This is a genomic window from Duganella sp. CF517, from assembly GCF_900110275.1.
Lineage (GTDB): Bacteria > Pseudomonadota > Gammaproteobacteria > Burkholderiales > Burkholderiaceae_D > Rugamonas.
Genome location: NZ_FODC01000004.1, coordinates 571,244 through 585,360, shown reverse-complemented (window position 1 = coordinate 585,360; position 14,117 = coordinate 571,244). Strand labels below are relative to the sequence as shown.

The window sequence follows — 14,117 nt, the reverse complement described above, 5'->3', positions numbered from 1 at the left end:
ACCGCCACCGGGCACGCGTTGCCCGGGGCGGCCTCCCCCGTCTGCGGCTGGGTTAAAATGCTGCCATGATGCCCACTATTCTTAAATGGTTACGCTATCTCAGCCACATCCTTGGCTTCGAGACGGCCGATTCCTTCCCGCCCGGCCACCCGTACGAACGCACGCGCTGGAACGGCGCCTATTTCGACATCGCCTCCGACGTCAAGCCCGACCAGATCGAAAGCCGCCTGTGCGACGCCATCAGCAATACGCCGCTAGTGTTCGGCTACATCACCAATCCCACGCCGCGCATGCAGCGCACCTTGCTGGCGATGCTGGAAGAACGCATGCGCAACAACCGTGGCCGCGCCAGCGAACTGGCCGTGCTGCTGGTCGACGCCTACGACAGCCCGCACATCACCGAAATCATCCCCGGCCTGCGCGCGGCCATCGCCGGCACGCGTCATGAAGACGTGGGCGAGCGCGCGCGCAGCGTCATGGCCTTCCTCGGCTCGACGCAATCGCCGTTCGATGTCATCGAGATGAACTAGGCGGCCACCGCTTCAGGCGCCACCTTCGGCCGGGCGAAATTGCCTGGAACGAAGCGGTCGCGCAATTTCATGAACGGCGTCTCCACCAGCAGGAACAGCAGCCAGCCGACCAGGATACTGGCCAAGCCCATGACGGCGATCGCCTGCCACGAGTCCGGCCCCCAGCCGTAGCCGCGCAACGGCACGCGCAGCAGCACGCATAACTGCTTGTGCGTCAGGTAAATCGCATACGACCACAGCGCGATGCTGGCCGCGCCCGGCACACGCCAACGCTGCAACACCGATCCGGAGCTCAACGCCGCGATCAGCAGCAAGGTGAAGCTCACGCCCAGCATCGGATAGCCGAACACCGTCATCATGTAGCCGTAGTGATCCTTTAGAAACATCGACCAGGTCAGCGCCAGCATGCCGGCGCCGGCCGCCAGCGCCCAGTTGCCGCGCGACGTGACAACCTTCCAGGCGTTCGCGTGATAGTTTTTCACCAGCGCCAGCGCCACGCCGAACACCAGCTCGTCGAAGCGGCACCAGGACGCGTAATAAATATTGGTGTAGTAATAGAGGCCGCCGGCGCCGGCCTGTTCGTTCCACAAGTAGCCGCGCACCGCCATGCCCGCCAGCAGAGCGCCGACCACGGCCACCCAGGCCCACAGCAGGGACTTGCGGCAAGCGGCGATCAATAGCGCGACCGCCGGCAGCAACACGTAGAACTGTTCCTCGACGCACAACGACCAGGCATGCGAAAAGGCCGTACCGGGCGTCAGATGGATATTTTGCGTGAAGGTAATGAACTTCCATAGCGGCGGCAGCACGGCGTCGCCGCGCCAATATGGCCATAAGGCATACAGCGCCAGCACGAAGTAAAAATTCGGCAGCGTGCGCAGGAAGCGCCGCGCGTAAAAACGCGCCAACGAAAACCGCTCGGGTCCCGTTTGCTGGCGCCGTATCCCGGACAGGATCTGGTTGCCGATCAAATAGCCGCTCAGCGCGAAGAACAGGTCCACACCGGTCCAGCCGACCTCGCTCATCCAGCCGAAGGTCGGGCGGAAGCTGACAAAGATCATGTAGTGATTCATGAACACCAAAACGATCGCAAGCGCGCGCAAGGTGTCGAGCCCGGAATTGCGGCCATGGTCGCGGCCAGTAAGCTGAAGATTCATGCCCCGCATCTTACAGCGCCGCGCCGTTTTCCCAAAGTCAGGGCGATATCACCATCAACAGCCTCTGACCGGCCAAGGTCAGCACGGCAGTGCAATCCTCGGCGATCGCGTAGTTCTGGCTGTGCGTCGAATAATAATTGGTCGCCCCCAGGCAAATACAATCGATCGCCGCACTGATGCGGGTGCTGATGGTGTACGCCGGCAGCATCAAATCCGGCGCGGTGACGAACTTGAGCACCACGTCCTGCCCGGTGTTATTCAGGAAAACGGTCTTGGACGGCTTGACAGTCTTAAGCGTTGGTACGTCGGTAAATTGAATGGTCGCCACTAAAGCACCCTGAATAAGCCGGTTGGCAAGCCGTCGTTGCTACGCGCCAGATCGACATGGATTTTCTTGCCGTCATCGACGGGCAACACGCTCTGAGAGAGTTGCCGGAGGTTGTAGCCGGCATAGCCGCCACTCAAAACGGCCGCCCCCTCCGATGGCGAGAGCCAGCTGAGCGACGCCAGGCCGCTGGCGATGATGGCCTGGCACGTGGCGGCGGACCCATAGATGCCAATCTGATAACGCGGCTCGCCCGGCCGTGCCGCGTTGAACGCCTGATTCACACCTTCGAAATAGCGCGTGATCGGACCGGCGATATCCTCGGCGGTGGGATGGCAGTCGACCTCGAAATAGATGGCCGACCCCGACGGCTGCGTAATGACCGATTGCGCCATCAGATACGCGGCGGCGCCGTCCGCCAATCCTTGCGCCCGGCTGAACGAATGCAAATGCGCGCCAATGGTCTCCCAGACCACGCCGATCTGGATGCCGGCGTCGGTCAGCGCCCTCGCCTCGGCCAGCGACAAGTTCTTGCCGGCCTGATGACTGTAGTAGCGAATCGCAAAATCGATTCCTTGTTGTTTGATTGGTATCGCGTGCTGGGTCAGCTCGAATGGCGCTTTCACGCCGGTTAAAACAACCATGGGGCCTCCGTGGGGTGCAGGGTGATGTCGGAATTCATGTTCATTGGGCCGGCTCGGCGACTTCGATGCTTACCTGATAACCGTCGTCCGGCACCCGGATACGCAACGGATTTTGCTGGCCTTCGACCTCGTAATAATCACTCAGCCGGTTGCGCAAACGGGCCAGCTGGACTGCGGCGGCCAGGTTCATGCCAAAACCGGAACCCGCCCTGGAACGGCTGCCGGGCGTGATCGCCATAATGCCGCCTTGATACTTTTGGTTACCAAGATCCCGAACTAGGTGGTCTAGTAGCGCGCAACAGCGCTGTGACGCGGCAAAGGTGCGACTAACCGCAATGCGGCGCAACTCGGCCCGCACATCATTCGGATGGGGAGCGGATGCAGCGCCAGCGTACCGACTGCGCGAAGACACAACAGTGCAAGCAGAATGTTTAATAGTTTCCCCAGCCTAATGTTAATATTCACTAAAGGTACAGATTTGAAGCAACTGTACTCATTAGCTACAGAAATGGCCTTCTGGAAACCTTCGGATTGCTAACTCGTTGACTTAAAGGTTGTTATTGATAGGCGAAGAAGGTTAGTGTGAACCGTAAAAGCTTTCGTTTTGGTCAGTGGCGCGTCGATCCGGCCACCAACACGCTCAGTTTTGGCGTGCTCAGCAGGCAGCTGGAACCACGCGCAATGGATGTTTTGTTACATTTCTGCAAGCATCCGCACGACGTCGTCTCGGCCGACGAGTTGCTGGACGCCTGCTGGGGCGACACCCCGGCGAGCGACAACGCGGTTCACAAAATCATCACCCAGCTGCGCCGCGCGCTCGACGACTCGGCCGCCGAGCCGCGCTATATCGAAACTATTCGTAAGCGTGGTTATCGTCTATTAGCTGAGCTCAGCTACGACGACGATGTCAGTAATGGCAGCTGGCTGCACGCCTCCCCGTTCCGCGGATTGGAAGCTTTCGAGGAACAACACGCGGCCATCTTCTTCGGCCGCAAGCTCAGCGTCGATCAGTTGGTGCAGGTGGTGGTGGCCCAGGTCCAAGCCGCGTGCTCGATGGTGCTGGTCCTCGGCCCGTCCGGCGCCGGCAAGACTTCCCTCGTCCAAGCCGGACTGATTCCCGCGCTCAAGGCCGGCGCCGCGCCGGCGGAATCTGGGCTGACGATCAGCGACCATGTGCAGCTCGATTGCGCCGACATGGGCCAGTCGGGTCTGCTGGAAACGCTGGCCAGCGTGTTGCTCGACGCCGAAATCGACGACCGCCTGCTGTTTGAAAACACCAGCGCCGCTGCCCTCGCCCAGTACATGACGCAGGATTTGCCGGGTTTGATCGAACAGTTGCAAAAACGCTTACCAACGATACGGCTGGCGGTGTTCATCGACCGTTTCGAAGCCATCTTCCGGCTGCCACATATAAGTGAGCAAGAGCGCGCCGCCTTCATCAACGTGCTGGATCAACTGGCGCGCTCCGGCTGCGTGTTGTTGATTTTGGCCTGCCGCAACGATTTCTACCCGCACTTGACGGCCTACCCCGCGCTGATGAACATGAAACTGCGCGGCGGCCACTTCGACCTCACGCCGCCGGGCAGCGCCGATATCGCGCAGATCATCCGCCATCCGGCGCAGGTGGCGCAGTTGCGCTACACGGTCGATGGACACGGCGAAAGCCTGGACGAACTGCTGATGAACGCCGCCAAGGCCGGGCCGGACACGTTGCCGCTGTTGCAATACTGCCTGCAAGAGCTATATCGTCAGCGCAGTCCCGACGGTGAGCTTAGTCACCAGGCATATCACGATATGGGGGGCTTGGACGGCGCCATCGGAGCGCGTGCCGAGCAAGTAATCTCAGAATTGGGAATGTCCCAGATTGCCGCCCTGCCCCAATTATTGTCGCGACTGGTCTTGGTTGCAGAAGACGAATCGACCGTCACTTCACGCCGCGTGCCTTGGTCATCATTGAGCTCCGACGATGAGACCAAGCTAGTACAGGCACTCGTTGACGCACACCTGTTCGTGAGTGATCTACACGGTGGAGCACCCGCTTTTGGCATTGCCCACGAAGCACTGCTGCGCCGCTGGCCACGCGTGGTCGCGTGGATTGACGAACATCGGCAAGCCTTGCAAACGCGCAGCCGTATCAGCGCCCAGGCCAAACGCTGGCAGGATAGTGGCCGCAAGCGCGACATGCTGCTGCCGTCCGGTACCCAAGCGAATCAAGCGCGCCAACTGTTAAAAACAACGGGATTCAGCTTCACGCAGCAAGAGCAGGAATTCGTCCAGACCTCATTGGTGGGTGTACAACGCAGCGAGCGACTACGACTTTGCATCATGATTGCAATGACAACCTTGGCGGTACTCGCGGGTAGTCTTGGCCTAGCCGCACGTTCGGCTCAGACGCAAGCGGAAGCGCATCGGACCGAGGCCGAAGGTCTCATGGGCTACATGCTTGGTGAATTTGTCGAAAAATTGCGCCCACTCGGCAAGCTAGATTTACTAGACAGCATCAGTAATCGAGCCTTATCGTATCTCTCCGATACCGCACGCTCCAGCGATACCGACATGGCATTAGCACAGAGAGCAAAATCGCTGCAGCTAATTTCCGAAGTCCGCATTGCACGCGCCGATCCAGCCGGCGCCAGTACGGCACTCCTCGCCGGCCGCCAGATTCTGCAACAGCAACTGCAATCGAAACCAAGCGATATCGCCTTGCTAAAAAGCGCAGGCGAAAACGCTTTCTGGCTCGGGCAAATTTATTTCGATCAAAAGAACTGGGCAGAGGCACAGCTATATTTCAATGAATATCTCGCTTACGCAAACCGCCAATCCGCTGCTTCACCTGACGATGTGGGGGGGTGGATCGAACAATCCTATGCCCACAATACTTTGGGTACCTTGGCGCTCCAACGTAGCGACCCGGAACGGGCCGCTAGCGAGTTCGCCTTATCGGTAACACTCAAAAGCCGCGCCTACTCCAAAGCACCGGAGGACAAACAGTTAGCTGCCGATTTGGCCGACAGCCTTTCGTGGCAAGCCACCTCTCATGTGCAGTTGGGCAAACTTGAGACAGCTGAATCCCTCTACGGTCGTGCATTAACGTTACTGCAAACACTACATACAACATATCCTGACGACGCAGCGTGGGACGACCATTTGGCTAGCGCATGGGCGCGTCGATCCGAGCTCAAACAGGCACGCGGCGACCTACACGGCAGCAATGCCGACGCGCAACAGGCATTTTTATTGCGACAGGCTATGGTAAAAAAAGATCCAAGTAACCGTACATGGCAGCGAAAAATGTATATCACCGAGTTACGGTCCATCGATACGGATAAAAATCAAAAATCAGCGCACTCGTTGGCCAAACTAGGGAAACTCCAAGAGATTTTCACCGAGCTGAGCCGACAGGAACCCAAAACGCTTAATCGTCAAGTAACGGTAGCAGTAGTACAACAGCGAAAAGCCGCAATACTTATGGAGCAACAACAACCTGGTGCTGCCGCTGCGTTTTTGCAAGCAGCGGTAGACAAGCTAAAACAACTAAATGCCGTAGCTCCGGCAGATATAACCATCCGAGAAGCGATGATTGACGCGCTATTGCTCAATGCCGATCTGGGGGCCATGCTGAAAGATCCTAATGCGCTTGGCCACTGTGAGGCGGTTCGAACCCTACTGAGCCCGCTGGTAAGTGGCAGCGCTGACTTCCAACTGCTAGCTCCTTGGGTGAAGGTACACGCTTGTCTCAATCAGAGCGAAAAAGTAAGTGACATAAAAAAGCAACTTGAAGCCATGCAATATCGCGACGCTAACTACTTGCACTATCTATCCACCCACCCAAAGAAAGTAACTTCATGAGCACATTCCCGGCATCAACTTCGTTCGTCAATATTTTGGTTTTTGTCAAGCCCAGCGCCACTTTGGGTCAATACGACGTCATCACCGCGCCTGCAGTGCCAATAATCACGGAGCCCGATACTGTCATCAACTACCAACTGTTTGACACCGACGGATATGACATCGTCTTCACTGGCATGTCCGTCGAGCCATCAGTTAATTCTCAATTGAGTGTTGCTACGGTGAGTATGAGCGGCAAGATGCTCACCTTCAGCGATGCCAATACGGAAACTATGGGCCTGAATATCAATCTCAAGTTCAAGAACAACAGCAAAGAAGGTGAGAAGTTCGCTCACGATCCGCAAATCATCAACACGCCACAGACCTGAAACTTTTCGTAACACCACCGTTTTGAAATTTTCAAGCCCTCACATAAGGATCCACACATGAATATCCCGTTCTTCACTCGCAAACTGAATTAGCTTGGCAACTTGATCACTGATAAAAAAACATGCTCAGGTAAAGACATTGCATCTTCGGCGGATATGGCGCGCATTGCAGTAATCCGGATGGACGAATGCTCGACGGTGGCAGGCGGTCCGCAAATCATCAACCATCCACCATCCACCAGCCTAAAATTTTGTCCCTGCCGATGCCTGCAGAATGGCGTCGGCAGACCTGAGCTGGTATAAATACCGAATGAATCTTACCCACCAATTGCAATTGAAATCCACGGAGTACTGCGGCCTGGAGCCCGGCACGCGCCTGATCGTCACCGGCGCCGTCCACGGCAACGAAACTTGCGGAACCAAGGCCATACAGCGCGTGATGCGGGAGCTCGACGACTGCACCCTCGTCATCCGCAACGGCGCCGTCACCCTTGTCCCGATCGCCAACCCCCTGGCCTACGCCAAAAGCGAACGCTTCGGCGACCGCAATCTAAACCGCAACCTGTTTCCCAACGAGCACCCACAGGATTTCGAGGACCGCGTCGCCAACTGGCTGTGCCCCCTGCTCGCCCGCCACGACGTGCTGCTCGACTTGCACTCGTTCAAGGCCTCCGGCGAACCGTTCGTCATGGTCGGCCCGCGCAACAACGACGGCCCGCTCGAACCGTTCAAGCACGAACAACAGGAACGCGCGATGGCGCGCCGCCTCGGCGTGCGCCGCTTTGTCGACGGCTGGCTGCGCAGCTACGGCGCCGGCGTGCAACGCCGCCTGCGCGGCGACAGCCAACTGGAAACCGTCCTGCGCTACGGCATGGGCACCACCGAATACATGCGCAGCACCGGCGGCTACGCGCTTACGCTCGAATGTGGCGAACACACCGATCCGCACGCGCCCGAGGTCGCCTACCGCGCCATCATGAACACATTGGCTTTCCTCGGCCTGATCGACGCGCCCTCGCCGCAGCCGATCGCCGACGAGGCGATGGAGGCGCTGAGCATGGTCGCCGTCTACGACAAGGTCAGCGCGGACGATACCTTCACCCGCGCCTGGTCGAGCTTCGATCCCGTCCGCAAGGACGAGCAGATCGGCACGCGCGCCGACGGCACGCCGGTGCTGGCCGAGTTCGACGGCCGCATCCTGTTCCCCGACAGCGCGGCCGGCGCCAACAGCGAGTGGTACTACCTCACCCGCGCCAACCCGGCCTTCTGATCATCGTAATCAAGTAGTGGTGAGCTTGAGCCCGATGATGCCGCCGACGATCATGGCGATGCACGCCAGCCGCACCGCGCTGGCCGGCTCGTTCAGCGCGACGATGCCGTAGATGACGGTGCCGACCGTGCCGATGCCGGTCCAGATCGCGTAGGCCGTCCCCAGCGGCAGCGAGCGCAGCGCCAGGCCCAGCATGCCTATGCTGCCCAGCATCGCGGTCAAGGTCCACAAGGTCGGCATCAGCTTGGTGAAGCCGTGCGTGTATTTGAGTCCGACAGCCCAGGTGACTTCCAGCAGGCCGGCGATGATGAGGATGATCCAGGTCATTGCTACTCCAGTATGCGGCAGGGCCGTGAGCCGAAACTATACCAGTTGCAACAAAATTATGTCCATGCCGGCCTTGCCTCGGTGATAATCAGCGCTCAACTAAAAAAAGGAGCGACCATGCTTTTACTGGCCCAGATCGTCACCGCCATCGTGGCACTGATACACATCTATATTGTCCTGCTGGAGACGGCGCTGTTCGACACGCGCGGGCGCAAGGTATTCGGCCTGAGCAAGGAGAAAGCCGACATCGTGCGGCCGGCGATGTCCAACCAGGGTTGCTACAACGGTTTTCTGGTCGCCGCGCTGGTGGTCGGCTTCGTCCACCCGAATCCGGCGATCGCCTCGGCCTTCACGGTGTTCGGCCTGTGCTGCGTGGCGGTGGCCGGCGTATGGGGCGGCCTGACGGTCAAGCGCAGCATCCTGCTGATCCAGACACTGCCGGCGGTGATCGCGCTGGCGCTGCATTTCGCGGCCTGATTCCGAGCGGAACCTTCGGCAACGAAGCTCCCTCCAAATGCAGATTGTCATTTCATACACAGCCATGAAACAATCGCTGCACACCTGCACCGGGAGCCGCTTATGCAACAGGCCAGTTGTACGCCAATCAAACCGGAGCTGTCATTCGGCCCTTACTTGCTGGCGCCATCCAGCCGAACCCTGCTCAAAGATGGCCGAACGGTTCCGCTGAACGGGCGCGCCTTCGACTTGTTGCTGGCCTTGCTCGAACGGGCCGGGGAAGTCGTCAGTAAGGAAGAACTGATCGCCCGCGTCTGGCCCAGCACGGTCGTCGAGGAAAACAACCTGCGCGTGCATATCGGCACCTTGCGCAAGGCGCTATCCGGCGACCAGAGCGGCCTTCGCTATATTGAGAACATCGTCGGCCGGGGCTACAGTTTCGTCGCGCCGGTCACCCGTTCCGCCCACGCCGCCATGGCGCCCCGTGACCTGAAGCTTCCAAGCGAGATTGTCAGACGCGACCCCAGCCTCAAACAATTGACGACGCTCTGCCACGAGCATCAGTGCATCACCATCGTCGGCGCAGGCGGCATGGACAACAGCGCGGTCGCGCTGATGGTCGCTGAGGCGTTGTTGCCGATCTTGGGCACGCGCATCTACTTTGCGGACATCGCCCCGGTCGCGGACGACCGAAAAACCCGCCGCCGCCGAGGTCACGGCGTGCGGCGGCGATGACATGCGCTCATTATTGCCAGCCCATGAGGGCTTGAGCAAGGTCCGCGCACCGCGCTGTCTTCAAGCCGCAGCGGCGCTACCGATCGGCCTGCGGGCCAGCTGATTCAGCCGGCGCACCTGCAAGGTCGCGCCAATGACGAACAGCAGGAACATCACGCCGGTGATGAGCTTGAGCTCGGGCGCCTCGGCGTTCGGCAGGATCGGCGCGCCCATTGGCACGCGGGTCAGGGTCTCGGTCGCCGCCGGGATCATGTGGAAGAAGAACGTTAGCGATAGCAGCACCGTCTGCAGCGCCGGTTTGGCGGCGACTTTCCACGCCACGGCCAGTACCAGCAAGGTGATCACGCCGAGCGCGTGCGGCTTGCCGAAGCCGCCATGCTGGAAGATGCCGAAGCCGGTCAGGCAGGTCAGGATGGTCATCACCAGATAGGTTTTGCCGGCGCCGTTGCCCAGGTCGATGCGCTTGTCGCGGACGAAGCCGACGATGCCGGCGCCAACGGCGACCAGGCTGATAAGTGTATGGATGACGCCAAGTGTGGTCAGGCCGAACATGGTGGGCTCCTTGGTCGCGGGGATCGCGGGTAAGCCATGTTAGGCGCGCAGCATCGGGAGCGCGAGTAAAACAATATAAATTGGTGTGAACCGGAGATCAGCTCCCCAGCGGTGGCTGGACCACGGACATGCTCGGCAAGGCGATGGTCTGCACCACCACCGGCGTGGTTTCGGTCTGCGGACGCGAGCCGCTGCCGCGCAGCGCCAGCAGCCAGCCGATGCCGTCGAACCAGAACGGCGCGCCCAGCGACGAGGCGAAGGCGGTGACGACCCAGCCCATCAGCGCGAACGCCAGCGCGCCCAGGAACGCGGCGGCGCCGTTGCCGGCGGCGGCGTCGAAGCGCGCCGACGGCCAGCCGATCGGCAGCTTTTCCACCGTCTGCCATTCTTTTTTGGCGATGACGGCCCGTTCCATCGGCGTCGCGGCCGGCGCGTCGGCGCCCGGCGGCGCCGGCGGCTTCACGCGCCCGCTGGCGACAGCGTCGGCGCCTTGCTGCGCCAGCTGGGCCGCCACCTGGTCGTCGCCCCACAGGCGCTTGCTCAACTCGATCGCGTCGATGTTCATCGAGGCGGCGTAGAACAGGCCGACGCAAAACAGCACCAGCTGCGAGCGCCGCTTGTACCAGCCGGTGATGCGCTCCATCACCGTTTCGTACCAGATGCGCACGGCGTTTTCCAGCGCCGCCACGTCGTCCGGGCCCTCCCCCATGATCGCCAGCAAGGTGCGGGTCAAGCCCTCGTTGCCGACCTGCGCCAGCAGCATCGCCGCCGTCTGCTTCTTGCCGTATTTGGACGTCAGCGTCGACACGAAGGCGCGCGCGAAGATGGTCGATGGAATGTACGACGGCATGCGGCCGCGCTGCGCCATGCCCTGGATCAGCGGATGCGCCATGACGGCGGCCGTCAGCGAACCGGCGCCCAGCTTGTCGAGCCCGAAGCCGGTGTCGACGCGCAGCAGCCGCTTAATCGATGGAATGATGCCGCGCAGACGCGGTTTGCCGGCGGACTCGTGCAGCATGGTCAACACGCCGTCGAGCAGCACCTTGGCGCGCGTCTGGAACAACGAGGCGATCGCCTCGCGCGTCGCGCTGCACAGCAGGCTGACGGCCAGGAAGGTGTACGACAAGCCGATGGCCACATCCAGATAATGACTCGACATACAGCCCCCGTTAGAATTCGATCAATGTTCCAGTAACATAATGGATTTTTCGGCCGCAAGCCAGCCGCAAGCACGAATTTCGTTTATATCGTAAGATGCCGATATTGAAATCGGAAAAAAGCGATACATATATCGTCACAGGACGATTTCATTTTTTGACCCAGGTAAACCTCAGATGGACATAGACGCGATCCACAAAGCCCTCGCCAACCCGATGCGGCGCCAGATCCTGGCGTGGCTGAAGGACCCGGAGCAGTACTTTCCGGACCAGGCGCACCCGCACAAGTTCGGCGTGTGCGCGGGCCAGATCGACCATCGCGCCGCGCTGTCGCAATCGACCGTGTCGGCCCACTTGTCCATTCTGCTCAAGGCGGGCCTGATCACGTCCCACCGGGTCGGGCAATGGAACTACTTTAAACGCGACGAAGCGACCATCCAGGCCTTCATCGACCAAATGACACTATAGGAAATTCGACATGGCTAACCTCTTCGACCCGATCACCATCGGCGACCTCACGCTGAAAAACCGCATCATCATGGCGCCGCTGACGCGCGCGCGCGCCATCGGCGGCGCCCGCGTGCCGAACGCGCTGATGGCCAAGTACTACGAGCAGCGCGCCAGCGCCGGCCTGATCCTGAGCGAGGCGACCTCGGTCACGCCGCAAGGCGTCGGTTACGCCGACACCCCGGGCCTGTGGTCGGACGAGCAGGTCGAAGGCTGGAAGGAAGTGACGGCGGCGGTGCACAAGGCCGGCGGCGTGATCTTCGCGCAACTGTGGCATGTGGGCCGCATCTCCGATCCCGAGCTGCTGAACGGCGACGCGCCGGTGGCGCCGAGCGCGATCGCGGCCGAGGGCCACGTCAGCCTGCTGCGTCCGATGCGCGCCTATCCGGTGCCGCGCGCGCTGGAAACGGCTGAGTTGGCCGGCATCGTCGCCGCCTACAAAAAAGGCGCGGAAAACGCCAAGCGGGCCGGCTTCGACGGCGTGGAAATCCACGGCGCCAACGGCTACCTGCTCGACCAGTTCCTGCAAGACAAAACCAACCAGCGCAGCGACAACTACGGCGGCTCGATCGAAAACCGCGCCCGCCTGATGCTGGAAGTGACCGACGCCTGCATCGACGTCTGGGGCGCCGACCGGGTCGGCATGCACCTGGCGCCGCGCCGCGACGCGCACGACATGGGCGACTCCGATCCGGCGGCCACGTTCGGTTACGTCGCGCGCGAGCTGGGCAAGCGCAAGATCGCCTTCATCTGCGCGCGTGAAGCGGTGGGCGAGGACAGCCTGGGGCCGTTGCTGAAGAAGGAATTCGGCGGCGTCTACATCGCCAACGAAAGCATGGACAAGCAGACCGCGCAGAAGTTGCTGGACGCCGGCACGGCCGACGCGGTCGCCTTCGGCAAAGCCTTCATCTCGAATCCGGACCTGCCGCGCCGCCTGCAGACCGAAGCGCCGCTCAACGAATGGAAGCCGGAAACCTTCTACGGCCAGGACGGCGTCGGCTACACCGACTACCCAGCCTTGGCCTAACCCCCGGGGGTCAAGTCTGTCATTCGGACACGAGCTCAGCGATGCTGAGGTCCAGTTCGTGTCCGAATGACAGACTTGACCCCGGTGGATTGAGGTCCAGTTCGTGTCCGAATGACAGACTTGACCCCGGTGGATTAGCGCGGCTGGGTGTAATTGACCGGCACGTACTGATAGCCCTTGCCGTGCGCGCGCACGTGGCCCAACCCCGGGAACGACAGGTGCGCGGCGCCGATCAAATATCCGCCCTTGGCTGCCGCCGCGAACGCTTCCTTGCGCTCGGCGATGGCGATCGTGCTGTCGGTGTCGAAATCGATGCCGACGCCGGGATCGTCAAACTGCACGCCCTGCACGTGCAACAAGTCCCCCAGCAACACCAGCTTCTGGCCCTTGCTCTCGATCACGTACGTGATGTGGCCGGGCGTGTGTCCGCCGTTGAAGTACGACTTGATCCCCGGCACCAATTCGGTGTTGGCGACGATCGGCTGGAACTTGCCGGCCTTCACATACGGATTGACCGACAACATCGGCCCCTGGAAGCTGTCCTTGCCTTCCGGCGGCGCCTTGTCCAGATTGGCCTGGCTCAAATAGTAATCGGCGTCGAGCTTGCCCGCGCGGACGATGGCGTTCGGGAACACGCGCTGCTCGTTGCTGGCCAGACCGCCAACGTGGTCGCTGTGCATGTGCGTGATGTAGATCTCGTCGACCTGCTCCGGCTTGTAGCCGGACGCCTTCAGGTTGCCCAGCAACTGCCCCAACGTCGGACCGAACAGGCTGGCCGCGCCCGTGTCGATCAGCACCAGCTTGCTGCCGGTGTTGATCAGGAAACCGTTGACCGACGTCTGGATCGGGCTCTTTTCGAACACCTTGGCCAGCGCCGCGTCGGTCTTGGCCTGCGGCTGCTTGAGCTGCTTGTTGACCGGCAGGTCCAAGGTGCCGTCGTTCAGCACCGTCACTTCAAAGTCGCCCAGCGTGGTGCGATAAAAGCCCGGCGCCTGGAACTTGGCCATTGGCGCGGCGGCCTGGACCGCCGCGGCGGCGAAGACGCCGGCAATCGCCACGACGACGGCGGCACGTTGGGTCAAGGTTGTCGAGATCATGGGAGCCCTTTTTTGTGAGAATTATCAGGATCGCTACAATACCTCAAATGCACTCAGCTTGCGCCGGGCCGTGGCAATCCGGCACCGCCGGCCGCAAAAAGCTGTCGACAAAACAC

At 60.8% G+C, this 14,117-nt stretch carries 16 protein-coding genes; 8 read left to right on the top strand and 8 right to left on the bottom strand.

Features of this window, described 5'->3' with window-relative positions; all coding sequences use genetic code 11:
• Nucleotides 1-65: 65 nt before the first annotated feature.
• Nucleotides 66-530 carry a hypothetical protein gene (locus BMX85_RS18605; RefSeq protein WP_090321508.1) on the top strand — a complete coding sequence of 155 codons (465 nt, stop codon included), beginning with the start codon at nucleotides 66-68 and terminating at the stop codon, nucleotides 528-530.
• On the opposite strand, the gene BMX85_RS18600 is transcribed toward BMX85_RS18605, so the two are convergent.
• Genes BMX85_RS18600 through BMX85_RS18585 form a run of 4 tightly spaced genes read right to left on the bottom strand, consistent with a single transcriptional unit; the run spans nucleotide 527 to nucleotide 2,894 of the window.
• The gene (locus tag BMX85_RS18600) at nucleotides 527-1,687 is read right to left on the bottom strand and encodes an acyltransferase family protein (protein WP_090322217.1); all 1,161 of its coding nucleotides are present in this window, start codon (nucleotides 1,685-1,687) and stop codon (nucleotides 527-529) included. The two genes, BMX85_RS18605 and BMX85_RS18600, sit on opposite strands and share 4 nt — an antisense overlap.
• Before the next feature lie 37 nt (nucleotides 1,688-1,724).
• Nucleotides 1,725-2,015 (bottom strand): hypothetical protein, encoded by a 291-nt coding sequence (locus tag BMX85_RS18595; RefSeq protein ID WP_090321505.1) that lies wholly within the window; start codon nucleotides 2,013-2,015, stop codon nucleotides 1,725-1,727.
• Nucleotides 2,015-2,656, bottom strand: coding sequence for a DUF1906 domain-containing protein (locus tag BMX85_RS18590; protein ID WP_090321501.1), 642 nt, complete (start codon nucleotides 2,654-2,656; stop codon nucleotides 2,015-2,017). The genes BMX85_RS18595 and BMX85_RS18590 overlap by 1 nt, the downstream gene beginning before the upstream one ends.
• 40 nt (nucleotides 2,657-2,696) lie before the next feature.
• Nucleotides 2,697-2,894, bottom strand: a complete 198-nt coding sequence (locus tag BMX85_RS18585) for a hypothetical protein (RefSeq protein WP_090321498.1) — start codon at nucleotides 2,892-2,894, stop codon at nucleotides 2,697-2,699.
• Nucleotides 2,895-3,238: 344 nt separating this feature from the next.
• On the opposite strand from BMX85_RS18585, the gene BMX85_RS18580 reads away from it, so the two are divergent.
• The 3 genes from BMX85_RS18580 to BMX85_RS18570 all read left to right on the top strand — a co-directional run bounded on the left by BMX85_RS18580 (nucleotide 3,239) and on the right by BMX85_RS18570 (nucleotide 8,143).
• Nucleotides 3,239-6,505, top strand: coding sequence for an nSTAND1 domain-containing NTPase (locus tag BMX85_RS18580; protein WP_090321492.1), 3,267 nt, complete (start codon nucleotides 3,239-3,241; stop codon nucleotides 6,503-6,505).
• Nucleotides 6,502-6,873 (top strand): hypothetical protein, encoded by a 372-nt coding sequence (locus tag BMX85_RS18575; RefSeq protein ID WP_090321489.1) that lies wholly within the window; start codon nucleotides 6,502-6,504, stop codon nucleotides 6,871-6,873. Before BMX85_RS18580 ends, BMX85_RS18575 begins: the two co-directional genes overlap by 4 nt.
• A gap of 310 nt (nucleotides 6,874-7,183) precedes the next feature.
• Entirely contained in the window at nucleotides 7,184-8,143 is a 960-nt protein-coding gene (locus BMX85_RS18570; protein ID WP_090321485.1) for a M14 family metallopeptidase, read from the top strand.
• A gap of 9 nt (nucleotides 8,144-8,152) precedes the next feature.
• On the opposite strand, the gene sugE is transcribed toward BMX85_RS18570, so the two are convergent.
• Nucleotides 8,153-8,470, bottom strand: coding sequence for a quaternary ammonium compound efflux SMR transporter SugE (gene sugE, locus BMX85_RS18565; protein ID WP_090321481.1), 318 nt, complete (start codon nucleotides 8,468-8,470; stop codon nucleotides 8,153-8,155).
• Nucleotides 8,471-8,587: 117 nt separating this feature from the next.
• Between sugE and BMX85_RS18560 the strand changes: the two genes are divergently transcribed.
• Together BMX85_RS18560 and BMX85_RS18555 are read left to right on the top strand one after the other, a co-directional pair.
• Nucleotides 8,588-8,947 (top strand): DUF1304 domain-containing protein, encoded by a 360-nt coding sequence (locus tag BMX85_RS18560; protein ID WP_090321476.1) that lies wholly within the window; start codon nucleotides 8,588-8,590, stop codon nucleotides 8,945-8,947.
• A gap of 102 nt (nucleotides 8,948-9,049) precedes the next feature.
• A complete protein-coding gene (locus BMX85_RS18555) occupies nucleotides 9,050-9,661 on the top strand; it encodes a winged helix-turn-helix domain-containing protein (RefSeq protein WP_090321472.1) in 612 nt (203 codons plus the stop codon).
• A gap of 60 nt (nucleotides 9,662-9,721) precedes the next feature.
• Here BMX85_RS18555 and BMX85_RS18550 read toward each other — a convergent pair whose 3' ends face one another.
• Entirely contained in the window at nucleotides 9,722-10,213 is a 492-nt protein-coding gene (locus tag BMX85_RS18550; protein ID WP_090321467.1) for a DUF2306 domain-containing protein, read from the bottom strand.
• A 97-nt stretch (nucleotides 10,214-10,310) separates the two neighbouring features.
• A complete protein-coding gene (locus BMX85_RS18545) occupies nucleotides 10,311-11,372 on the bottom strand; it encodes a hypothetical protein (RefSeq protein ID WP_090321464.1) in 1,062 nt (353 codons plus the stop codon).
• A 175-nt stretch (nucleotides 11,373-11,547) separates the two neighbouring features.
• Here BMX85_RS18545 and BMX85_RS18540 point away from each other — a divergent pair, with 175 nt between their 5' ends.
• The gene (locus BMX85_RS18540; protein ID WP_090321461.1) at nucleotides 11,548-11,838 is read left to right on the top strand and encodes an ArsR/SmtB family transcription factor; all 291 of its coding nucleotides are present in this window, start codon (nucleotides 11,548-11,550) and stop codon (nucleotides 11,836-11,838) included.
• A 10-nt stretch (nucleotides 11,839-11,848) separates the two neighbouring features.
• Nucleotides 11,849-12,904, top strand: coding sequence for an alkene reductase (locus BMX85_RS18535; RefSeq protein ID WP_090321458.1), 1,056 nt, complete (start codon nucleotides 11,849-11,851; stop codon nucleotides 12,902-12,904).
• Nucleotides 12,905-13,038: 134 nt separating this feature from the next.
• Here BMX85_RS18535 and BMX85_RS18530 read toward each other — a convergent pair whose 3' ends face one another.
• Nucleotides 13,039-14,001: an MBL fold metallo-hydrolase gene (locus BMX85_RS18530; RefSeq protein ID WP_090321454.1), complete on the bottom strand. Its 963-nt coding sequence runs from the start codon at nucleotides 13,999-14,001 to the stop codon at nucleotides 13,039-13,041.
• Between the last annotated feature and the right edge of the window lie 116 nt (nucleotides 14,002-14,117).

Coding starts and splice junctions, on each gene's coding strand:
- BMX85_RS18575 (WP_090321489.1), top strand. CDS start 6,502: ATGAGCACATTCCCGGCATCAACTTCGTTCGTCAATATTTTGGTTTTT.
- BMX85_RS18560 (WP_090321476.1), top strand. CDS start 8,588: ATGCTTTTACTGGCCCAGATCGTCACCGCCATCGTGGCACTGATACAC.
- BMX85_RS18530 (WP_090321454.1), bottom strand. CDS start 14,001: ATGATCTCGACAACCTTGACCCAACGTGCCGCCGTCGTCGTGGCGATT.
- BMX85_RS18570 (WP_090321485.1), top strand. CDS start 7,184: ATGAATCTTACCCACCAATTGCAATTGAAATCCACGGAGTACTGCGGC.
- BMX85_RS18545 (WP_090321464.1), bottom strand. CDS start 11,372: ATGTCGAGTCATTATCTGGATGTGGCCATCGGCTTGTCGTACACCTTC.
- BMX85_RS18590 (WP_090321501.1), bottom strand. CDS start 2,656: ATGGTTGTTTTAACCGGCGTGAAAGCGCCATTCGAGCTGACCCAGCAC.
- sugE (WP_090321481.1), bottom strand. CDS start 8,470: ATGACCTGGATCATCCTCATCATCGCCGGCCTGCTGGAAGTCACCTGG.
- BMX85_RS18600 (WP_090322217.1), bottom strand. CDS start 1,687: ATGAATCTTCAGCTTACTGGCCGCGACCATGGCCGCAATTCCGGGCTC.
- BMX85_RS18540 (WP_090321461.1), top strand. CDS start 11,548: ATGGACATAGACGCGATCCACAAAGCCCTCGCCAACCCGATGCGGCGC.
- BMX85_RS18550 (WP_090321467.1), bottom strand. CDS start 10,213: ATGTTCGGCCTGACCACACTTGGCGTCATCCATACACTTATCAGCCTG.
- BMX85_RS18605 (WP_090321508.1), top strand. CDS start 66: ATGATGCCCACTATTCTTAAATGGTTACGCTATCTCAGCCACATCCTT.
- BMX85_RS18535 (WP_090321458.1), top strand. CDS start 11,849: ATGGCTAACCTCTTCGACCCGATCACCATCGGCGACCTCACGCTGAAA.
- BMX85_RS18555 (WP_090321472.1), top strand. CDS start 9,050: ATGCAACAGGCCAGTTGTACGCCAATCAAACCGGAGCTGTCATTCGGC.
- BMX85_RS18585 (WP_090321498.1), bottom strand. CDS start 2,894: ATGGCGATCACGCCCGGCAGCCGTTCCAGGGCGGGTTCCGGTTTTGGC.